The 21,320-nt window shown below is 71.0% G+C and carries 18 protein-coding genes; 7 read left to right on the forward strand and 11 right to left on the reverse strand.

Going from position 1 to position 21,320, the window contains the following annotated elements; all coding sequences use genetic code 11:
• The first annotated feature begins 173 nt into the window (after positions 1-173).
• Positions 174-800, forward strand: coding sequence for a dihydrofolate reductase family protein (locus tag ACFLIM_RS27525; protein WP_393170257.1), 627 nt, complete (start codon positions 174-176; stop codon positions 798-800).
• A 35-nt stretch (positions 801-835) separates the two neighbouring features.
• Here the strand turns inward: ACFLIM_RS27525 and ACFLIM_RS27530 are convergent, their stop codons facing one another.
• Entirely contained in the window at positions 836-2,866 is a 2,031-nt protein-coding gene (locus tag ACFLIM_RS27530) for a SpoIIE family protein phosphatase (RefSeq protein ID WP_393170258.1), read from the reverse strand.
• Positions 2,867-3,265: 399 nt separating this feature from the next.
• On the opposite strand from ACFLIM_RS27530, the gene ACFLIM_RS27535 reads away from it, so the two are divergent.
• Both ACFLIM_RS27535 and ACFLIM_RS27540 read left to right on the forward strand, forming a co-directional pair.
• Positions 3,266-3,961 carry a ThuA domain-containing protein gene (locus tag ACFLIM_RS27535; RefSeq protein ID WP_393170260.1) on the forward strand — a complete coding sequence of 232 codons (696 nt, stop codon included), beginning with the start codon at positions 3,266-3,268 and terminating at the stop codon, positions 3,959-3,961.
• Positions 3,946-5,043, forward strand: a complete 1,098-nt coding sequence (locus ACFLIM_RS27540; protein WP_393170262.1) for a Gfo/Idh/MocA family protein — start codon at positions 3,946-3,948, stop codon at positions 5,041-5,043. The genes ACFLIM_RS27535 and ACFLIM_RS27540 overlap by 16 nt, the downstream gene beginning before the upstream one ends.
• On the opposite strand, the gene ACFLIM_RS27545 is transcribed toward ACFLIM_RS27540, so the two are convergent.
• Entirely contained in the window at positions 5,025-6,062 is a 1,038-nt protein-coding gene (locus ACFLIM_RS27545) for a helix-turn-helix transcriptional regulator (protein ID WP_393170264.1), read from the reverse strand. The genes ACFLIM_RS27540 and ACFLIM_RS27545 overlap by 19 nt on opposite strands.
• A 21-nt stretch (positions 6,063-6,083) precedes the next feature.
• Between ACFLIM_RS27545 and ACFLIM_RS27550 the strand changes: the two genes are divergently transcribed.
• On the forward strand, positions 6,084-6,764 hold the full coding sequence (locus tag ACFLIM_RS27550) for a GNAT family N-acetyltransferase (protein ID WP_393170266.1): 681 nt from the start codon (positions 6,084-6,086) through the stop codon (positions 6,762-6,764).
• Between the two features lie 179 nt (positions 6,765-6,943).
• Positions 6,944-7,465: a phospholipase gene (locus ACFLIM_RS27555; RefSeq protein ID WP_393170268.1), complete on the forward strand. Its 522-nt coding sequence runs from the start codon at positions 6,944-6,946 to the stop codon at positions 7,463-7,465.
• Positions 7,466-7,523: 58 nt separating this feature from the next.
• Here ACFLIM_RS27555 and ACFLIM_RS27560 read toward each other — a convergent pair whose 3' ends face one another.
• Together ACFLIM_RS27560 and ACFLIM_RS27565 are read right to left on the reverse strand one after the other, a co-directional pair.
• A complete protein-coding gene (locus tag ACFLIM_RS27560; RefSeq protein ID WP_393170269.1) occupies positions 7,524-8,057 on the reverse strand; it encodes a carboxymuconolactone decarboxylase family protein in 534 nt (177 codons plus the stop codon).
• 79 nt (positions 8,058-8,136) lie between these two features.
• On the reverse strand, positions 8,137-8,361 hold the full coding sequence (locus ACFLIM_RS27565; RefSeq protein ID WP_393170271.1) for a hypothetical protein: 225 nt from the start codon (positions 8,359-8,361) through the stop codon (positions 8,137-8,139).
• A 123-nt stretch (positions 8,362-8,484) separates the two neighbouring features.
• Between ACFLIM_RS27565 and ACFLIM_RS27570 the strand changes: the two genes are divergently transcribed.
• Positions 8,485-9,501, forward strand: coding sequence for a phage baseplate protein (locus tag ACFLIM_RS27570; protein ID WP_393170273.1), 1,017 nt, complete (start codon positions 8,485-8,487; stop codon positions 9,499-9,501).
• A gap of 125 nt (positions 9,502-9,626) precedes the next feature.
• Here ACFLIM_RS27570 and ACFLIM_RS27575 read toward each other — a convergent pair whose 3' ends face one another.
• The gene (locus ACFLIM_RS27575) at positions 9,627-10,064 is read right to left on the reverse strand and encodes an anthrone oxygenase family protein (RefSeq protein ID WP_393170275.1); all 438 of its coding nucleotides are present in this window, start codon (positions 10,062-10,064) and stop codon (positions 9,627-9,629) included.
• A gap of 301 nt (positions 10,065-10,365) precedes the next feature.
• On the opposite strand from ACFLIM_RS27575, the gene ACFLIM_RS27580 reads away from it, so the two are divergent.
• On the forward strand, positions 10,366-11,979 hold the full coding sequence (locus tag ACFLIM_RS27580; RefSeq protein ID WP_393170277.1) for a glycosyltransferase family 2 protein: 1,614 nt from the start codon (positions 10,366-10,368) through the stop codon (positions 11,977-11,979).
• Here the strand turns inward: ACFLIM_RS27580 and ACFLIM_RS27585 are convergent.
• The 6 genes from ACFLIM_RS27585 to ACFLIM_RS27610 form a co-directional block, all read right to left on the reverse strand.
• On the reverse strand, positions 11,976-13,244 hold the full coding sequence (locus ACFLIM_RS27585) for a M1 family metallopeptidase (RefSeq protein WP_393170456.1): 1,269 nt from the start codon (positions 13,242-13,244) through the stop codon (positions 11,976-11,978). The genes ACFLIM_RS27580 and ACFLIM_RS27585 overlap by 4 nt on opposite strands.
• Positions 13,241-17,053: a Pls/PosA family non-ribosomal peptide synthetase gene (locus ACFLIM_RS27590; RefSeq protein WP_393170279.1), complete on the reverse strand. Its 3,813-nt coding sequence runs from the start codon at positions 17,051-17,053 to the stop codon at positions 13,241-13,243. Before ACFLIM_RS27590 ends, ACFLIM_RS27585 begins: the two co-directional genes overlap by 4 nt.
• A gap of 191 nt (positions 17,054-17,244) precedes the next feature.
• On the reverse strand, positions 17,245-17,457 hold the full coding sequence (locus ACFLIM_RS27595; RefSeq protein WP_393170281.1) for a hypothetical protein: 213 nt from the start codon (positions 17,455-17,457) through the stop codon (positions 17,245-17,247).
• 49 nt (positions 17,458-17,506) lie between these two features.
• Complete coding sequence (locus ACFLIM_RS27600) at positions 17,507-19,228, reverse strand: thiamine pyrophosphate-dependent enzyme (RefSeq protein WP_393170283.1); 1,722 nt, start codon at positions 19,226-19,228, stop codon at positions 17,507-17,509.
• Positions 19,225-20,730, reverse strand: coding sequence for a tripartite tricarboxylate transporter permease (locus ACFLIM_RS27605; RefSeq protein WP_393170285.1), 1,506 nt, complete (start codon positions 20,728-20,730; stop codon positions 19,225-19,227). Before ACFLIM_RS27605 ends, ACFLIM_RS27600 begins: the two co-directional genes overlap by 4 nt.
• A complete protein-coding gene (locus ACFLIM_RS27610; protein WP_393170287.1) occupies positions 20,727-21,311 on the reverse strand; it encodes a tripartite tricarboxylate transporter TctB family protein in 585 nt (194 codons plus the stop codon). Before ACFLIM_RS27610 ends, ACFLIM_RS27605 begins: the two co-directional genes overlap by 4 nt.
• Between the last annotated feature and the right edge of the window lie 9 nt (positions 21,312-21,320).

Here is a 21,320-nt window from a genome sequence, read left to right on the forward strand (position 1 = left end):
GGACTATGATCACGGTACGGCCTCCCCGTCGCGCATGCTGTCGACCCGCAGTCTCTCGGACCTGAGCGAACGGCTCGGAAAAGAATCTCGCTCGCAGGTGTCGATTGCGGCCGGTCCCGTTCCTCGTATTCAGTGAGGGCGTCACACCGATGCCCTGGAGCGAAGGGAACGGCATGCGGAAACTGATGGTCACCACATTCCTGTCGCTGGACGGCGTCATGCAGGGGCCGGGCGGGCCCGACGAGGATCGCGACGGCGGGTTCGAGCACGGCGGCTGGTCCGTGCCGCACTTCGACCAGCACCTCATGCAGGTGATGACCGCGCTGGTCGACCGGGGCGACGCGCTGCTGCTCGGGCGTAAAACGTACGACATCTTCGCCGCCTCCTGGCCGCTGGCCGAGGCCGATGACCCGATCGGGGCGAAGCTGAACAGCATGCCCAAGTACGTCGCGTCGCGGATGCTGGACCGCGTGGCCTGGCAGAACTCCACGCTGCTCACCGGCGACGTCGCGGCGGCGGTCGCCGAGCTCAAGCAGGGGGAGGGCGGCGAGATCCAGGTTCACGGCAGCGGCGACCTCATCCAGACGCTCGTCGAGCACGACCTCGTCGACGAGTTCCACCTGCTGGTCTTCCCGGTGCTCATCGGCTCCGGCAAACGGCTCTTCGCGGAAGGAACCATCCCCGCCGGGCTCCGGCTCGTGGACAGCACGACGTCGAGCAGCGGTGTCATCGTGGCCACGTACCAGCGGGCGGGCAAGGTCGAGTACGGCGCGATGGGCCCGGAGACCGGCAACTGGTAATCCGGCCGCGGGCCCGACATTCGATCGGGTACGTCTCAGAGTTCGGGCAGCCGTACGGCGATCATGGCGATGTCGTCCTTCTTGGCTATGGGCATCCGGGCGAGCAACTGGTCGGAGAAGGTGTCGAGAGGCGCGCGGGCCAGTGACGTGGCGTAGCGGCGCAGGCGTTCCAGTCCCTCGTCCAGGTCCTCACCGGGAACCTCCACCAGTCCGTCGGTATAGAGCAACAGGGTGCTGCGCGGCGGCAGCGCCGCGACGGTGCTGGTACGGGGCTGGTCGTTACCGACGCCGAGGATGGGGTTGAGCGCGCCCCCCAGGAAACGTCCCTCGCCCTCATGGGTGACCAGCAGCGGCGGCGGGTGGCCGGCCACCGAGTAGTGCAGCCACCATCGGCCATGTTCGGGACCTTCCAGCCGGGCCAGGATGCACGTCGCCGTGCCGTCGCCGTACAGGGCCTCGGTCGCGATGTTCAGGCGCCGCAGGATGTCACCGGGCGGCTCGCGACGGTCCATGGCGAGCCCTCTGAGCATGTTGCGCAACTGGCTCATGGTCACCGCGGCGGCCAGGTCATGCCCGACGACATCACCGATGGTCAGGATCGTCGCGCCGTCGGGCAACAGGAACGAGTCGTACCAGTCGCCGCCGATCTCGACAGCGGTGGCGCTCGGCCGGTAACGAGCGGTGATCTCCATCCCCGGCACATCCGGCGGATCGGGAAGCAGGCAGTTCTGCAGGGCGAGCGCCACCCGCTGCGTACGCTGGAAGCGCATGGCGTTGCTCAGGTGAGCGTGCGCGTGGTCGAGCATCCGCCCCAGCAGGTCGACGTCCGACGTGCTGATCGGTTCCCGGGACCCGCAGATCACCGCGTCCAGCACCGCCGCCACGGCGCCGTCGACGATCACCGGCACGAGCGCGACGCTGTTCGCCCCGGATCTTCTGAACCACTCTTCCGCGCCGTGCGGCGCCAGGCCCGGTGAGGGCTCTCCCACCGGAAAGGTACCGTGCACCGGGCGGCGGGTCGCGACCGCCTGGACGAAACCGCAGTCATGATCGAAGCGCACCGTCCCCGGCTGCGGCGCCGGCCTGAGATCTTCCCGCACGATGCTGACGAACCTTTCGGCGACCAGGGGCATCGGCGGCGGCCCGTCGAACTCGGGAACCAGGTAGATCCCGCATCCGTCCAGCACCGAGGGCACGATCACGTTGGTGAGCATTTCCAGCACCTCGTCCAGCCCGGCGATGTCCGCCGTCGCCGCGGCCGCCCGATCGAGCAGCTTCCTGCGCCGCGCCTCCTGCCACTCCTGCTCGATCTCGGCGCAGGTGCCGACCCACTCGACCACCGTGCCGCTCTCGATCACGGGAACGGCACGCGAGCGGACGTGCCGGTAGCCGACGCCCGCCACGTTCAACCGGAAGACGTGGTCCCACCGGCTCACCTGCCGGGCCTGGCGCCAGCTCTCGCGCAGCGGTGCCAGGTCGTCGGGATGGACGGTCCGCAGCCAGCCTTCGCCGCGGTAGCCCTCCCAGCTCTGCCCGGTCAGCTGCTCCCAGCCCGGACTCGGTTCCGCCACGTGTCCCAGGGGCTCCATCACCCACACGACCTGGGTCTCGACCTGCAGCAGGCTCTGGTAACGCTGGAGGAACCTGCGCCGTTCCTCGGCGATGGAGTCGAACATCTCCCCGGAGTCGTCCTGACCGGCGACTTCCGGCGCCACCAGCAACACGCCCTTTTCGCCGGCTTCGAGAGAGATCTTCGACATGCTGAGCGAACAGTGTGGTTGATGCCCCGAGCGACCTTCGAACTCGAAGGGAAGCTCCCTCAGCCAGAGCGACTCCCCCGTCTCCAGCACCCGGTCGAGCAGGCACAAGCAGTCCCGTGGGCGCAGGTCGCCGAACGTCTCGCGGAACGGCAGCCCGAGCTCGCGCTCGCCGACGATCTCCTGGAAGGCGTTGTTGGTGTAAACCAGCCGGTGGTCGGGGCCGCTGGTCGCCGCCACCCCCACCGGCGCGGGATCGAAGACGTGAAGGGCCAGGCCGCTGAGCGTTCTCTCGTCAGCATCACCCATCCGTGCCTACGCCTCCTCACCACCCCAGCGCACACGCCGCCCCCGGGATGGTCCATCCGTTGGGGTTTTTTGCCCCATTAAGGGACGGTACGTCACTATTCACCCTGTGAGCACGACCTCACTCATCCACCCGGGCAGTTATTGACCTCTGAATGGCAGAAATATGGATCGGCAACGAGGCTTGCGCCTCACCCCGCGCAGCCCCGCCCCGTGGCCGCGGTAAAGGCCACGGGAAACGCCGCCCTCCCCTGGATGATCGGCGTAGCGACCCTGCTCGCCGCCGGAGCGATGATCACTCTCTTCGCCCGTTCACGCCGCTAGACCGGCGGCCTGCCCGCGACCGTGCCGGTATGAGATGCGACCATCAGAGTCGTTGACCCCTGAGCGATAGGCGGAAGCATGACAGGCAGAAAGGCCCTGGTGGTGCGGGGCGGCTGGGAAGGGCACGCCCCGGTCGCGGCCACCGACCTCTTCGTTCCCTTCCTCGAAGAACACGGGTACGAGGTGTCCCGGGCGGACTCTCCGGCACCGTACGCGGACCCGGAGTTCATGGCCGGTGTCGACCTCATCGTGCAGTGCTACACCATGGGCACGATCGAGCCGGCGGAGTTCCAGGGCCTGGAGGCCGCGATCCGCGCGGGCACCGGAATGGCGGGCTGGCACGGCGGCATCGCCGACTCCTTCCGCAACTCCTCCGACTACCTGCACCTCATCGGCGGGCAGTTCGCCTGCCATCCGGGCAAGCACCCGGCCGAGCGGGAGGGCTCGCAGGCCGACAACTTCGTGCCGTACACGGTGAACATGCTGCCCGAGGCGAGCGGCCACCCCATCACCGAGGGCATCGCGGACTTCAGCCTCGTCACCGAGCAGTACTGGGTCCTGACCGACGACTACATCGACGTGCTGGCGACCACGACGCAGCAGGTACGCCCGTGGGACCCCTGGCACCGGGATGTCACCTCGCCGGCGATCTGGACCCGGCGGTGGGGCAGCGGAAAGATCTTCGTCACGACCCCGGGACACAGCCTCGACGTGCTGCAGGATGACAATGTGCGCATCATCGTCGAAAGGGGAATGTTGTGGGCCAGCCGGTGAACGTCGGCGTCGTCGGGTGCGGTGCCATCTCGGCGCAATATTTCCGGACCATCGACCGGCTGCCGCAGTTGCGGCTGGTGGCCGTGGCCGACCTGGACCTTGACCGGGCGCGGGAGGCGGTGCGGTCCTATGCGGGCGTCGATGTGCTGAGCGTGGCCGAGCTGATGGCGGACGCCCGCATTGACGTCGTGCTCAACCTCACCATCCCAGCCGCCCACGCCGAGATCGCGCTCCAGGCCATCGCGGCCGGCAAGGACGTCTATTGCGAGAAGCCCCTCGCCGCGACCGCCGCGGACGCCGGGCGCATGTTGCGGGCGGCCGACGCCGCCCAGGTGCGCGTGGGCTGCGCGCCGGACACGGTGTTAGGGACGGGTACGCAGACCGCGCGCAAGGCGATCGACGACGGCCTGATCGGCAGACCGGTCGCCGCGACCGCGACGATGATGACGCCCGGCCACGAACGCTGGCATCCGAACCCCGACTTCTACTACGCCCCCGGCGGCGGCCCTCTCCTGGACATGGGCCCCTACTACGTCACCAGCCTGGTGACGCTGCTCGGGCCGGTGGCGACGGTCATCGGCGCCGCCAGCCGGACGCGGGCCAAGCGCACGATCGGCTCGGGCCCCCGCCGGGGTGAGGACATCCCGGTCACCGTCGACACCCACGTCACCGGAGTGCTCGTACACGCCTCGGGAGTGTTGTCCACGCTGGTGATGAGCTTCGACGCGGCGGCGACCAAGGCGCCCCGCATCGAAGTGCACGGCGAGGAAGGCTCGCTCGTCGTACCCGACCCGAACCACTTCGACGGGGACGTCCTGCTGTCAGGCGTGGGCGATGAGGGCTGGCGGGCTCTTCCCGCGGCGGCCGGGTACGTCGGTGCCGGGCGCGGCGTGGGCCTGGCGGACTTCGCGTCCACTCCCGCGGGCGAGGAGCCCCGTGCGGGCGGAACGCTGGCCTTCCACGTGCTCGACGTGATGGAGTCGTTGCTGGCCTCGGCCCACTCCGGCACGGCGGTGCACATCACCAGCACCTGCGAACGCCCCCGGCCGGTGGCCCTGCTCGATCAGGTGGTCCCCCGGTAGGCCTGCCGGAGCTCGCTCGCGGCCAGCAGCCGCTGCCCGAGGGCGCGCGCGGCCTCCTGGATCGCGGGGCACCGCACGATCCGGTACGGCGCCGGGATCGTGGCGAGCTGCTCGGCGTACCACACCGGGTTGCTGGTGCTGCCGACCAGGCGGGTGGTGTGGGCATCGAGCGGTTCGAGCAGTCCGATGGCGCGGGAGACGCAGGGCGCTACGGTGTCGAGGGGCGCGTCGATGACGACCTCGACGTCGTACTCCCATCCGACGGCGAGGTGCGCCTCGAGGTCCGCGACCGGGTCGAGGCCGGCGGGTGGGGTGAAGGCGCCGTCGAGGACCTCGACGGCGGTGACCCGGTCGATGCGGTACGCGCGCCGGGCGTGCGCGTGGTGGGACCAGCACAGCAGGTACCACCGGCCGTGGCGGACGACGACCGCCCACGGGTCGACCTCGATGACCCGCTCCGACCCGGCCTCGGAGCGGTAGCCGAGCCGCACCTGCCGGTGGTTGGAGCAGGCGTGCACGAGCGCGGTGGTGGTCTCGGGGTCGGGCCGGGCGGCGCCGCGGTCGGGGACGGGCGCCGTGGTGCGGCGGACGGCCTCGACCTGGGCGGCCACCGGCTCCGGGAGTGCCCGCACGATCTTGCCGAGCGCGCTGCCGACCGGGTCGGTGGGATCGCTCGCGTCGCGGTGGCCGTCGAGCACGGCCATGACCAGGCCGAGGGCCTCGGCGGCGGTGAACATCAGGGGCGGCAGCCGCAGGCCGCGGCCCAGGCGGTAGCCGCCGTGGGGCCCGCGTACGGACTCGATCGGGATGCCGGCCTCGCGGAGGATCCCGACGTAGCGCCGGGCGGCGCGCTCCGAGACGCCGAGCTTGCCGGCGAGCCGGTCCGCGGTGATGCCCGGGCTGCCCTGGACCAGTTCGAGGGCCAGCAGCGCCCGTGCCGTGGGGCTTTCGTCGGGCTTCACGACATCCCCGCAATCCGGCAGCAGAACGTCCGGAATGGACCCTAACATGCTGCTCATGCTGGACACCACGATTCAACTATGATCGCGCCGATTCCCGTCGAGCGGCTGACCATCGTGCCTGCCAACGAGGCGTCGTGGGACGACCTCGTCGCGATCTTCGGCACCACCGACGCGGGCCACTGCCAGTGCCAGAGGTTCAAGGTCGTCGGCTGGATCTGGCGCGACTCCACACAGGAGCAGCGGACCGCGAGGCTCCGGGCGCAGACCGCCTGCGCGGACACCAGCGGGCTGGTGGCCTACGTCGACGACGAGCCGGCGGGCTGGGTCGCGGTCGAACCGCGGACGGCGTACCCCAAGCTGCGCACCTCTCGTGTCCCGTGGAGCGGCCGGGACGAGGACAAGGACGACGACGACGTCTGGGCGGTGACCTGCTTCGTGGTCCGGAAGCGTTACCGGGGCCGCGGCCTCACCTATCCCCTCGCCCGCGCCACGATCGACTTCGCCCGGGAGCGCGGCGCCAGGGCTCTGGAGGCGTACCCGATGATCACTCAGCCGGGCAAGGAGATCACCTGGGGCGAGGTGCACGTGGGAGCTCGTCAGGTGTTCGAGGACGCTGGGTTCGAGGAGGTCAGCCGGCCCACCGTCCGGCGGGTGGTCATGCGGATCGACTTCTGGCTCGATGGCCGCGACCCGCACAACGGCCACCAGAGAGAAGGCGATGGAGGCGTCCCGTTCGGCCCGCCTCCCGCCGTCCACTGACTGACACGGCTATTGACAGAATAGCGACTCGATGTAAAGAGCCGTCTTCCGTGAATTCTGCCAACGAAATTGAGCAAGATCTGCTTCCGTGTTTCCCGGAATTTCGCTTCATCGTTAGGAGGTCGGGCGAATCTTGCCGCGACAGGTATCCGGCACCCGGGCAACAGGAGCAGGTTCTCATGGTCAGACGATCCCTGGCAGTGCTAACCCCCATCGTCCTCAGCGTCCTCGCGTTCGCCTTACCGGCTTATGCGGTGACTCTGGAGCAGAAACTCGCCGCGCTTTCCGGATTCACCCAGCCCACCGCCCCCAGCGCCGCCTCCTGGCGCAGCGCCTGGCAGAACCAGGCGTCATGGACCGACTACACCTTCGACTGGTCCACCGACCTGTGCTCCAGCAGCCCCGACCAACCGCTCGGCTTCGATTTCCGGATGTCCTGCCGGCGGCACGATTTCGGCTACCGCAACTACAAGGTCGTAAACCAATTCCCGGCGAACAAGGATCGCATCGACAGCGCCTTCTACTTCGATATGCGGCAGGTGTGCGCCGGATACTCGGGAATCTCCAAGTCCACCTGTGACGGCCTCGCCTGGACGTACTACCAGGCGGTCCGGCAGTTCGGTGACCTCCGCGTCACGGACGAGCAGATCCAGCAGGTCCGGCGGCAGGCCGAACTGAACGCGCAGAATTCCGACGCCTGAAAGAAAGGGGCGGGGATGCGATCGCATCCCCGCCCCTGTTCGTCCCTGCACATCCTCGTCAGGGGAGGTAGCCGTGGGTGACGACGTGGGCGGCGCGGTGGGCGTAGAGGGCGGGGTCGTCGGGGGTGGTGGTGGACAGGCCGTCCACGTACCGGTTGAACATGCAGAACGCGGCGGCGATCAGGACCGTGTCGTGGATCTCGGTGTCAGTGGCTCCGGCCTTCCGGGCCGCCGCGACGTCCTCGGGGGTGACGGCGGTCCCGCTGCGCTGTACGGCCGCCGCGACGCGCAGCAGCGCCCGTAGCTTGTCGGAGATATCGGCGGTGTCGGGGGCCGAGCAGGCCTCGGCGACGACCGGCTCGCCCCCGGAAAGCTGGGCGGCGGCGAAGGCACCGTGGGACATCGCGCAGAAGCGGCACCCGTTGAGCGTGGAGACGTACGAGGCGATGAGCTCGCGCTCGCCCCGCGGCAGCGTGTTGTCGCCACGCAGCAGGACTTCGGCCAGCTCGCTCAGCACTCTGCCGGTCTCGGGCCGGTACCGCAGCAGCCCGATGATGCCCGGGGCGTCGTTGCCCAGCTCGATGTACGGCATCGGTTTTCCTTTCGAGGGTCTGTCCGGGTTGTGGGGACCCTCCTTGACTACCTCACGGGAGGTGTGACAGGAAGGGCCGTCACCGGCGCGCGAGCCCGGCGCAGGTGGCGGCGAGCAGCCGGGTCAGCGTGGCCGTGAAGTCGTCGACACCGACGATCGAGAGCGACGGGTCGCGTCGATAGGCGGCCACCAAGCCGTCGGCTGGGTGCGCCACCTGCCACAACGTCGCCGCGAGCGCATTGGCCGCGATGACGACGACTCCGGGGAGCGGGCGCGCTGGAAGGAGGGTGGATCCACGGGCCACGATTTAACGCACATGCTGTGCGTTGCATTGCGTCACCTCGGCCGTACTTGAGGGTCTACAAGATCGGTGCGATGTGTGACGATGATCGCGAGCCAGCGCATCCGAGCCCATGGGAGGCAGTCCATGCGTAACATCCCTTCCGCCGCAAATCGCCGTTCCGTCAGCCGGCGGGGGTTGTTCAGGGCCGGTGGGGGACTGGCGGCCGGGGCTGCCCTCGGATCGGCCGGTGTGCTCCTCGGGGCCGGCCCGGCGTGGGCGGAGGTGCCGGATTCTCCCCGTTTCGACCTGGTCGGCGCGGGAGGCAACCCCGTCTGGAAGAAGTCGCTGCACGCCAACTGGGTGATGCAGTCCTTCGCGTACGACAACGTGCACCAGCACATCTACTTCGCACAGGTCAACTCCCAGAATTCGGACCCCGACCGCGTCGGCGACCTGTGGATCACCAAGACCGACACGGCCGGGAACCAGCTGGGTTCCATGGCGCTGCACAACTTCGGGCATGGGGTGTCGATCGCGGTCGAGCCGTACAACAGGTCGGTGTATCTGTGGACGGAGTGGATGTCGAGCTCCAGCGGGTTCGGCACCAAGATCGGGCGGTTCGCGTTCGCCGACGGTGCTGTTCTGGAGAAGACCAGCGGTGCGATCCAGGATCGTACGCCCTCCATCGGCGACACCATGATCAATCCGCAGCCCGCGATCGACCCCTCGACCGATCGGCTGCTGGTGCGCTACAAGACCGGCACGGATCAGCCGCGCATCGTCGCCTTCCCGCTCAGCGACGCCCGCGCGGGCCGGCTGGCCAGCGAGAACCGCCTGGTCGAGCGGGCCCTGCCGGCCCGCGGATCCTGGGGGACCGACAACCCGTTCCAGGGATACACCGCCTACGGCCGTTACGCGTACCTGCTGGAGGGCAGGGCCAACGGCCCGTCGTACATCACCGTCATCGACCTCAACGACACCGGGCAGTCGACCGTGATCGACAGATGGCAGACCACGGCCGGCGAGTCGCTGTCAGGCCGCGAGCCGCAGGGCATGGCCGTCTGGCTGCACTCCAGCGGTCCGCGGCTGGCTTTCGGGTTCCACTCCAACACCGACGGTGTGCGGCAGGCCAGCGTCTTCTACAAGAGTGAGTTCGTCTGACCGGGGAGCTTGTCGGACAACTTGATCTCCTTATGCGTTCACCGGCGTCGAGGCCGGTTCGGGTGGTGTGACGAAGGCCGCGGCCAGTGCCAGCGTGAGAGCCCGCTCCGCCTGGAAGGCGGGTCTTACAGGCCGGCCAGGCCGATCCCGATCAGGACCAGGCCGGCGAAGGACGCTATGGCACGCAGCGTGTTCCAGGCGGTCCACCTCGGCGAATAGTCCTTCCACGACATCGTGCCCGCGTTGACGGCGTTGTTCATGGGCACGTTGATCGCCACGGTGACCAGGAACGAGCCGGCGAAGTTCACCGCGGCGGCGGCGAAGAACCAGAGGGCGGCCGGAGCGTCCGCGAGGAGTCCGGCCGCCAGCGCAGTGAGCGGTGCGCCCAGGAAGGCGATGTAGAGCCAAGGGTTGAGGATCTTCTTGTTGATGCTTCGCATCGCCGTCTCGGCCTGGGCGGGTTCGATGGCGTTCAGGCCCGGCATGACGGACATGGAGAAGGCGTAGAAGAGGCCCGCGAGGGCGCCGTGCAAGGCAAGTGCGACAAGAGCCAGTACCAACATGGTCATATGGTGTTCCCGCCGGATGAGACGGTCCATGCCTGACCCGCTCAATCGCATACGCGGGCGTCTACGGCCGAAGCCCTAACCGGTTCCTGTGTGATTACTGTCAGACTTGACCAGCGTAAACACCGGTTCGAAGGGGCGTGACCAGGCGATTCTCCCAGGAAGGCGGCGTAAGGTGACCTGCCGCCGTCCCCGGAGCCGACCGCCAAGGAGCGCCACCACGCATGTCCGCCACTCCCCGAGGATTCACGCATACGCCGGCCGGCCAGTGGCCCGGATTCCGCTCGATGGAGGCGGCGTGAGGCGGGTACGCGGGAACGACTACCGGGTTCTCCAGCCGCCGGAGCGCTTCACCCCCGAGCTGCGGGTCAGCGTGATCATCCCGGCCTACGGCGCCCAGGACAAGCTGGACCTGGTGTTGCAGGGGCTGGCGCGGCAGACGTACCCGGCGGAGCTGACCGAGATCATCGTCGTGGACAACGGCAGCCTGCCCCCGCTGCGGCTGCCGGCGGGCGTGGACGCGCGGCTGATCCGGTGCGAGCTGCCCGGGCGGGCCAGCGCCCGCAACGCGGGGCTGGCCGATGCCACGGGCGAGGTCATCCACTGGCTCGACTCCGACGTGGTGCTCACGCCTGGGGCGATCGAGGCGCACATGCGCTGGCACCACACCGCCCCATACCTCTCCGTCACCGGCTACATCAGGTTCACCGAGGTCGAGCCGCCGGCCGTGCTCCCCGACGACCTGGAGGCGGCGTTCGAGCCGGCCGAGCCGCACGCCTGGCTCGTCGGCCTGGTCGAGCGCACCGACGGCCTCACCGCCAACTCGCCGCGCCCGTTCAGCCTGCACGTCGGCGGCGCCACCTCGGTCAGCGCCCGCCTGGTCGAGGCCGCCGGCCCCATGGACGACGAGTTGATCCTCGGCCAGGACACCGAGATGGGCTACCGCCTGGCGCAGGCCGGAGCGGTGTTCGTGCCCGAGCCGCAGGCCCGCGCCTACCACCTGGGCCCCACCATGCGGATGCGGCACCAGCAGCGCATCGACCGGGTCAGCCAGGCCTTCGTCGCCGACCGCATCCCCGCCTACCAGTGGCTGCGTACGCACCCGTACCGGCAGTGGAAGGTCCCCAACGTGACCGCCGTCCTGGACGGCACGGCCGGGTACGAGGCCGTTCGCGCCGCCGTGGACGCGCTGCTCGCCGGTACGGTCGCGGACCTGTCCGTCGTCCTGGTCGGCCCATGGGACAAGCTCGACCGTGACCGCCGCGCCCCGCTCCAGGATCCGGACCTCGACCTCGTGCTGGTCCAGGGGCACTACGAGCACGAGAGCCGGGTGCGCCTGGCGGCCGAGGAGGAGGTGCACCCGTCCGTACCCTTCGTGCTGCGCCTGCCGCCGGGCTGGGTGCCCGGCGAGGACAGCGTGAGCCGGCTTCTCAACGTGGCCCGCGCCGACGGGGCGGGCCTGGTCAACGTGCTGCTGGAGGAGTCGACGGAAGGGATCGTGGCGGCGCGGCTCGAACGCGTGTCCGCCTTCGCCCGCGCCCGCCTCGTCGCCCGGCCCGATGAGCCGCTCGACGACGCCGTGGACGACGTCTCCGCGGTCCGGTGGGTCATCGGGGAGAAGTACGGCTTCACCCGCGAGCCCGCCGAGCTGCTCGGGCGGCGGGCCGCGTACCAGGCCAGGACCCGGGCCGCGGCCGAGGCCGCCCGCCTGGCAGGGGAGACCGAGCGGCTGCGCGGCCAGGTCGCCAAGTGGCGCGACGAGGCGGCGCGCTGGCGCAAGAGCACTGTGGAGCTGCGCCGCGAGGTCGGCACGCTGCGCCGCCAGGTCCACGCGGCCACCCGCGCCCGGCGCGGCATGCGCGCCATCGTGGCCGGCACGGTGAAACGCGCCCTCCGCCGCAAACCTCGCTAAAGACCCGGCAGTGGCTTGTCGTGCAGCCAGGCGGACAGCAGCGGCCCGACCGGTCGCGAGGTGTGCCGCTGGACGTGCCCGGCGAACTCCTGGGTGGTGACGTTCCCGTGCCGGTGCTGGGCGGTCCAGGCGCGCAGGACGGGGAAGAAGACCTGGTCGCCCAGGGCGCGGTGCAACGCGTGCAGGGCCAGCGCGCCCCGCTTGTAGACGCGGTCGTCGAACAACATGGCCGCGCCGGGGTCGGCCAGCACGAAGTCCTGCGGGAGCTGCGCGAGCCTCTGGTGCCAGCGCTGGGCGTGGTCGCCGGCGGGCGGGCCGCCCGAGGCCTCCGACCAGAGCCACTCGGCGTAGGTGGCGAAGCCCTCTTGCAGCCAGATGTCGCGCCAGCAGGCCACGGTGAGGCTGTTGCCGAACCACTGGTGCGCCAGCTCGTGCGCGATCAACCTTTCGAAGCCGCGCACGCCGTCGACGTGGTTTCTACCGAAGATCGACATGCCCTGGGCCTCGACCGGGATGTCCAGATCGTCGTCGGCGACCACGGCGGTGTAACCGGTGAACGGATAGGGCCCGAACAGGTCGGTGAACAACACCATCATCTCGCCCTGCCGGCCGAAGTCGTGCCGCGCGCGCGTGGCGAGGCGAGACGGGTGGGCGAGCCGGGTTCCCGCGACCTCGGAGAGCTGGTAGCGCCCGATCTGCACGCTCGCCAGGTAGCTCGCCATGGGCTCGCTCTGGTCGTAGATCCACGTCGTGGACCCGGCCGCGCGGCGCTTGGCGGCGAGCACGCCGTTCGCGATGACCTGGTACGGCGACGCGGTGGTCAGCGAGATCCGGTACGACGCCTTGTCGTCGGGCCGGTCGTTGCATGGGAACCAGGAGGGCGCGCCGATCGGCTGGCTGGCGACGAGCGCCCCGTCGGTCAGTTCCTCCCAGCCCAGGTCGCCCCAAGCGCTCCGCACTGGTACCGGGCTGCCCGAGTAACGGACCTCGACACCGGCACGCGCTCCCGCGGGCAGCGGCCGGGGGAGGGTCACCCGCAGCTTGCCCCGCCCGTACGAGTAGCGCGCGGACACGCCGTCCACGGTGACGGCCGAGACCCGGAACTGGCCGAGGTCCAGGTCGAGGGCGTCGAGCGGCTCGGCGGCCGACACCGTCAGCCGGGCCAGGCCGTCGAGCCGGTTGGCCGGGACCCGGTATCTCAACGTCAGGTCGTAGTGCGAGACGCGGTACCGGTGGTCGCCGTGCCCGGGGAAGTACGGGGTCATCGCCACGCCGAGATGGGGTTGCCGAACCACCGGGTGCGGCCGGGCACGGCCTCGCCGCGCATGACCAGCGAGGCGGGCCCGATCGTGGTGTCGGCGCCGACCCGTGCGGCGGGCAGCACCACGCCGTGCGGGCCCAGCGTCGCGCCCGCCTCCAGCGTCACCGTGTCCATGCTCATGACCCGGTCGTGGAACAGGTGCGTCTGCAGCACGCAACCCCGGTTGACGCACGCGCCGTCGCCGAGGGTCACCAGATCCGCCTCGGGCAGCCAGTACGTGTCACACGTGACCCCATGACCAATGCGTGCCCCGAGCGAGCGCAGCCACACGTTCAACGGCGCGGTCCCCAGCCATGGCTGCGCGAACCAGGGCGCCGCCAGCATCTCGACGAAGTTGTCCGCCAGCTCGTTGCGCCACACGAACGAGCTCCACAGCGGCCGGTTGCCCGCCCTGATCCGGCCGACCAGGGCCCACTTGGCGGCCGTCGCGACCATGGCCGCGAGTGCCCCGGCGGCCAGCATGACCACGCCGCCCAGCGTGGCCGCGGCGGCGAAGCCGTACCGTGCCGCGAGCCATTCCACGGCGGCGGCGGCCAGGACGGCGAGCGCGACCGCGCACATCGCGGGCACCACGCGGCACACCTCGACCAGCGCCCGCGCCGCCTTGAACCGCGCGGGCGGGTCGTAGGTGCGGCTCCTGTCGCCCTCCTCCGTGGTGCGGCGCAGCTCCATAGGCGGCATGCCCACGTACGACGAGCCGGACTTGGCCTTCTTCGGCGTCGCCGACAACACCCCGACCAGGCCGTCCTTGGGCACCTTGCGGCCGGGCGCGGTCATCCCGGAGTTGCCCAGGAAGGCGCGCTTGCCGATCCGCGCGGACGCGATGCGCATCCAGCCGCCGTCGAGCTCGTAAGGGGCCACCATCGTGTCGTCGGCCAGGAAGGCGCCGTCGCCGACCGACGTCATCGTGGGCAGCGCGAGGACCGTGGACAACTCGGTGCCCCGGCCCACCTTCATGCCGAGCGCCCGCAGCCACGCGGGTGTCAGGACGCTCGCGTACAGCGGGAACAGCCAGACGCGGGCCGAGGCCATCAGCCGTCCCGTCGCCCAGGCCTGCCAGGCCTGACGGCTGTGCACCGGGTGATGGCCCGGGCGCAGGCGCAGGCCCAGCAGCCGCACGCTGACCAGCGTGATCAGGGCGAAGGCGGCCAGGCCGGCGATCGTCGCGAGCGGCACGGCGGGAAGGGCGGCGGTGAGCGCCGCGCCGAGCGTGCGGGCATCCCCGGCGAACGCGGCCAGGACCGCGAGCGCGGCTCCGGCCGCGACCACCGGGAGCAGGCTGAGCGCGATGGCGGTCAGGCCGTACAGCGACACCCAGAAGCGGGAACGGGCGGCCCGCTCGGCGGGCCGCGTCCGGCGTGACTTGCCCTGCCTGAACGCCGGCGCGCCGGCCCAGAGCGCTCCCGCGGGTACGGAGCCGGCGACCGCCGATCCGGGCGCTATCTGGGCGTTCTTCCCGATCTTCGCGCCGGGCAGCAGCGTCGTGCGGGAACCGACCGTGGCGCCCGCGCCGATCCGGATCTCGCCGATGTGCAGGCGGTCACCGTCGTACCAGTGGCCGCTGAGGTCGACCTCCTGCTCGACCGACGCGCCCCTGCCCAGCTTGAGCAGTCCTGTGACGGGCGGGGGCGAGTGCAGATCGGCGTCCGCTCCGACCTGGGCGCCGAGCAGCCGGGCGTACCAGGCCATCCAGGGTGCGCTGGCCAGGTCGGGGACGCCGAGCCTGACCGCGAACTGCTCGGCGAACCACAGTCTCAGATGGACGCCGCCGCCACGCGGGTGGCTGCCCGGCCGTACGCCGCGCAGTAACAGCCGGGCGAGTGCCGCCGACAGGCCCATCCGTCCCATGGGAGTGACGAACGCCAGCGCGCCCAGGGCCACCCACCACCACGACAGAGCCGGCGCCCACTTGGGCGCGAGGAGGTTGTTGAGCGCGGCGAGCAGCACGATCCAGCGCATCGCACCGGCGGTGAGCAGCGGGATCATGAGCACCGACTGCGCCAGTGCGGCCCGCCGGGGCATGGGGGCCACCGGTGGCCGGGCGGCCTCGGGCTCGCCCCGCTCGGCCAGCAGCCCGGCCAGCCCGGCGAGCGTCGGCTGCGCGTACACGTCGCCCACCGCCACGTCCGGATAGTCGGGGCGCAACACGGACACCAGCCTGGCCGCGGCCAGGCTGGTGCCGCCGTCGGCGAAGAAGTCCGCGCCGGGTCCTTCCGGCGCCACGCCGAGGATGCCGGTCCATCGCTCCGCCAGCAGCGCCTCGGCCGGGCTCAGCTCGGCCGCGGGCGCGGACGGCTCGGCCAGCGGCCAGGGCAGCGCGTCACGATCGATCTTGCCGGAGGTCCTGGTCGGGAGCGAGTCGACGGGCGCCAGGCGCGGCACCAGGGCGGCGGGCAACGAATCGGTGAGCAGCTTGCGGGCCTCGCCGGCGTCGAAGCCGGGCTCGGTGACGATGTAGCCGACGAGCACCTGGTGACCGCCGGAGCTCGCGCCCGCGGTGCGTACGGCGGCAGCCGCGCCGGTGACACCGGGTAGCGCCCGCAACGCGGCGTCCACCTCGCCCAGCTCGATCCTGCGCCCGCCGAGTTTCACCTGGTCGTCGGCCCGGCCGACGAAGACGAGGCCCTCGGGGTCGGCGCGTACCAGGTCACCGCTGCGGTAGGCGCGCTCCCAGCCCAGCGACGGCAGCGGCGCGTACTTCTCGGCGTCCTTCACCGGGTCCAGGTAGCGGGCCAGGCCCACGCCGCCGATGACCAGCTCGCCGGTCTCGCCCATGGCCACCGGCTCGCCCGAACCGCCGACCACCGCCAGGTCCCACCCGTCGAGGGGCAGCCCGATGCGTACAGGTGCGTCGCCCGTGAGCCGCGCCGCGGACGCCACCACCGTCGCCTCGGTGGGCCCGTAGGTGTTCCACACCTCACGCCCTGGTACGGCCAGCCGCTCCGCCAGCTCGGGAGGGCAGGCCTCCCCGCCGAAGATGAGCAGCCGGATCCCGCCGAGGTGCTCGACGGGCCAGAGCGCGGCCAGCGTCGGTACGGTCGACACGGCCGTGACGCCCTGGGCCGCCAGCCAGGGTCCCAGGTCCATCCCGGTGCGTACCAGGGCTCTGGGCGCGGGCACCAGGCAGGCGCCGTTCCGCCAGGCCAGCCACATCTCCTCGCACGACGCGTCGAAGGCCACGGAAAGCCCGGCCAGCACCCGGTCGCCGGGGCCCAGCGGCCGCTCCGGCAGGAAGAGCCCCGCCTCGGCGTCGGCGAACGCGGCCGCGGACCGATGCGTCACCGCGACGCCCTTCGGCCTGCCGGTGGATCCGGACGTGAAGATGATCCACGCGTCGTCGTCCGGGACGGGTGGCGCGGGAGCCGTCGCCGCGCCGCCGTGCACCGTCAGCTCGCCGGCGATGACGGCGTCGACCTGGGCTTCGGCGAAGACCAGCTCGGCCCGCTCGTCCGGGTCGTCCGCGTCGACGGGCACGTACGCGGCGCCGACCGCGAGCACGGCCAGGATGGAGACGTACAGCTCGGCGGTTCCCGACGCGACGCGCACACCGACCCTGGCACCGCGGCCGACCCCGGCCTCCGCGAGCTCGGCGGCGACCCGGTCCACCTCGGCCCGCAACGAGCGGTAGCCGAGGCGCACGGTGCCGTCGTCGAGGGCGGGCGCCTCCGGATGAAGGCGCACGGTCTCGTCGAGGATGTCGAGCAACGTGCGGGGCGGCGGCGCCAGCAGGCCCGCGGGATAGATCGCGGACACGGTTCTGGGGCGCAAATCGGCCGAGTTACCAGGCAAACGCTGCTCCCTGAGTCAGGCGGTCCGGGGGCGGCCGCCCCTGAAGGGCATGTGCCGCGGCATCCGAATCATCCGCCACCATCGTGGCGTTCGCGCCACCAAGTGCCCAACGGCCCCCTATCCACCGCTATTCCGCGGGTGCGACACACCCCAGGTCAGTCGCGCTGCCTCTTGGCCTGGTCGCGTAGCCCGCGTACGCCGAGGAACGCGACGACCAGGGCGACGATGGCGACGACCGGACCGATGATCGCCCACATGGTGACGCCGCTCATCACGCTGCCACCGATGACGCCCAGTCCTTGGAGCGTCCACACCCCGCCGAGCAGCACGAAGAGCACGCCGACGACTAGCAGAATCCATGATTTCACTGCTTTTCCCGCTTCTTTCTCTGGTGGGTTGAACACCCCCCGGCACCGCTCATTGTGCTCCCCACCCAGCGGCACGGCCATCCCGCTCTGCCCCCGGGGCCTCCAGCCTGCGGTCGGGCGTGATCTGCGCCGGGTCGGTGCGGATCTCGACGACGGCCGGCCCGGGATGCGCCCGTGCCGCCGCGAACGCGTCCGCGAACTGGCCGGTCTCCTCCACCACCCAGGCCGGCGCCCCGAACGACCTGGCGTACTGCGCGAAGTCGGGGTTGCGCAGGTCGGTGGCGATGACCCGGCCCGGGTAGTGGCGCTCCTGGTGCATCCGGATGGTGCCCAGCATGCGGTTGTTGACGACGATCACGACGAGGTCGAGCTGCTCCTGTACGGCCGTCGCCAGCTCGCTGCCGCTCATCAGGAAGCAGCCGTCGCCCGCGAAGGCGACCACCGGGGCCTCGGGGCGGACGGCCGACACGGCGAGCGCCGCGGGGAACCCGTACCCCATGGCGCCGTTGTGCGGTGCGATCTGCGTGCCGTGCCGGCGGAACTCGAAGAAGCGCTGCAGCCACACGGTGTAGTTGCCGGCCCCGTTGGTGACGACCGCGTCGTCGGGGAGCACCGACCTGACGTGCCGGACGATCCGCGCGAGATCGACCCCGCCACCGGGCGCGGGAGGCTCGGAGAAGCGCTCGTGGCTCGCCCGCAGAGCGCGCAGCCACTTGTCCCGGCCGGCCGGCGGCTCGGCGGAGCGCTCGGACAGCAGCCGGGCCAGCGGTTCGAGGGAGCAGACGAGCACCCCGTCCGGGATCAGCGCGCGGCACGCCTCGTCCGGGTCGTCGCTCACCGTGATCACCCGCCGGCCGGGCACAGGACGCTCGGTCAACGCGAACCCGTCGGTCGTCGGGTCGTCCAGCCGCGGCCCGAGCGCGACGATCAGGTCGGCCTCCAGGGCCGCGCTCCGCAGCTCGGGCGATCCGCCGAGACCGAGGTAGCCCACGTACGCGCCGCTGCGGTTGTCCACCGCGTCCTGGCACCTGAACGCCGCCGCGACCGGGATCGTGTTCCGTTCCGCGAACGCGCGTACGTGCTCGCCGGTCTCCTGCGACCACTTCGGGCCGCCGACGATCAGCAGCGGCCGCTCCGCCGCGGCCAGCGCCGCGACCAGGCGGTCGGCCGCGCCCGCGGCCGGTGGCACCGGCTCGGCCACGGGCGCGGGGATCGGCTCCGCGTCCGACATGTCGGAGAGCACGTCCTCCGGAACCGCCAGGACCACCGGTCCCGGGCGGCCGGAGGTGGCCAGGTACACGGCCCGGGCCACGTGCTCGGGGATCCGGTCGACGTCCGAGATCTCGACCACCGACTTGGCGGTGGTGCCGAACACGGCGGAGTAGTCCATCTCCTGGAACGCCTCGCGGCCCCGCGTGGCGCGGGCCACCTGGCCGACCACCAGGAGCATCGGCGTGCCGTCCTGGTAGGCGGTGTGCACGGCGATGCTCGCGTGCATGGCCCCGGGGCCGCGGGTGACGAGGCACGCGGCGACCCGGCCGGTGAGCTTGCCCGCGGCCTCGGCCATGTTCGCGGCGGCGGCCTCGTGCCGGGTCGTCACCAGCCTCGGCCCGGTTCCGGTCCCGGTCACGTCGTACAGGGCGTCCAGGATGGGCAGGAAGCTCTCTCCCGGCACGCATGTCATGAAGTCGACCCCGTTGCGAATCAGGGAGTCGACGAACAGCCGGCCACCGGTACGCACTCCGATCAGCCCTCCTTGCTCGTGTTTCACGGCGCCTCGACGGGCGTCGTGGGGGCTTTCCCGGCCGGCGAGCGCCGGGCCTTGAGCACGACCATGACGATGACCGCGATGGCGAGAATGGACCCGGAGATGGGCCTGGTGAAGAAGACCAGCGGGTTCCCGTCGGTCAGGACGAGGCTCTGCCGGAAGGCCCCTTCGAGCCGGTCACCCAGCACGAAGGCGAGCACGATCGGCGGGAGCGGGAACTCCAGCAGCTTCAGCAGGCAGCCGACCACCGAGAACAGCGCCAGCAGCAGCACGTCCGAGATGCTGTTGTTCACGCTGTAGATGCCGACCACGCTCACCACGACGACCAGCACGCCCAGCACGTCGGCGGGGATGCGCAGGATCAGCACCCACATCCTGACGAGCGGGAAGTTCAGGACGAGCAGGATCACATTGCCGACGATCATGCTGGCGATGACCCCCCACGCCACGTCCGGCGAGTCGGTGAACATCGCCGGCCCCGGCGTGACGCCCTGGATCAGGAACGCGCTGAGCAGGATGGCCAGCGCGGCCGACCCGGGGATCCCGAGGGTGAACAGGGGGACGAAACTGGCGATCTCGAACGCCTTGTTGGCGGTCTCGGGGCCGGCCACTCCCTGGATGGCGCCGCGGCCGAAGCGTTCCGGGCGCTTCGAGACCCGCTTCTCGGCGACGTACGAGGCGAAGGTCGACACGGCGGCCACCATGCCGGGGATCAGCCCGAGCACGAAGCCGATGACGGTGCCGCGGATCGCGGGCCCGGTGGACGCGCGCAGGTCGGCGAGCCCGGGAGTCAGCCGCTCGATCTTCGCCATGACCTGGCCGCCGTGCCGCTGCCCCGCGCTCAGCAGCACGTCCGAGACGCCGAAGAAGCCCATGATCACGGCGAGCAGCGGGATGCCGCCGAGGAGCTCCGGCAGCCCCAGCGTGAAGCGCGCGCTGCCCTGCACCGGGTCGGTGCCGATCTGTGACAGGAACAGCCCCAGCATCAGCATGATGACGCCCTTGATCAGCGATTTCTCGATCAGCGCGACGACCAGGCAGAGGCCGAGGACCATGAGCGAGAAGTACTCGGGCGGCCCGAGGTGCAGGGCCAGCCGGCTCAGCGGCAGCGCCGCGAAGGCGAGCGCCACCACCGACAACACGGCGCCGGCGAACGAGGCGATGGCCGACGTGCTCAGCGCGACGCCCGCGCGTCCCTGCTGGGCCATGGGGTAGCCGTCGAAGGCGGTCACCACCGACTCCGACTCGCCCGGCACGTTCATCAGAATGCTGGTGATGCGCCCGCCATAGGCGGCGCCGTAGAAGATGCTCGCGAGCATGATGATGGAGCCGGCCGGCGGCAGGAAGTAGCTCAGCGGGATGAGCAGGGCCATGCCGGCGCTCTGCCCGATGCCGGGCAGCACGCCGACCAGCATGCCCACCAGGCAGCCGATCAGCGCGAACAGCAGGTTCTGCGGTGTCAGGGCGACACCGAAGCCGTGCATCAGACCTTCGACGGAGCTCATGGGTTCATCCAGGCGAGAAAGGGGACGGTGGGCCCGGGCAGGTAGACGTCGAGCAGGACGCCGAACCCGTAGTAGACGCCCAGCGAGAGGGCCAGCGTCAGCACGATCGACAACACCAGGCCGCGGCGGGCGACCAGCGTCATCAGCGCGAACGTCAGCACGGTCAGGGTGACCACGAAGCCGAAGTACGGCATGGCGACGACGAAGGCCACCAGCAGCGCCACCGCGGTCGCGAGCCTGGGCCAGGAGACCGCGGTGAAGGTCGAGGGCTCCCCACCGGAGGCCGGCTCCCCACCGGAGGCCGGCTCCCCACCGGAGGCCGGCTCGGCCTCGGGCGGCGGGCGGCGCCGGGCGGTGGCCGTGACCGCCCCGGCGACGCCGAGGGCCGCCAGCAGCAGCCCCGACACGAACGGGAACATGCCGGGCCCCACGCCGAGCGCGTTGGTGAGGCCCATGTGGACGGAGGCGACCACCACCACGACGCCGAGCAGGGCGATGGCGGCCATGGTGGCCGGCTCCGCGACGGCCCGGACGCGGTGTTCCCGGTCCGCCGCCGCCGATTCGCCGTGTTTCGCAGGCATCTCGGATCG

The organism is Nonomuraea marmarensis, from assembly GCF_043197025.1.
GTDB classification, from domain to species: Bacteria; Actinomycetota; Actinomycetes; order Streptosporangiales; family Streptosporangiaceae; genus Nonomuraea; species Nonomuraea marmarensis.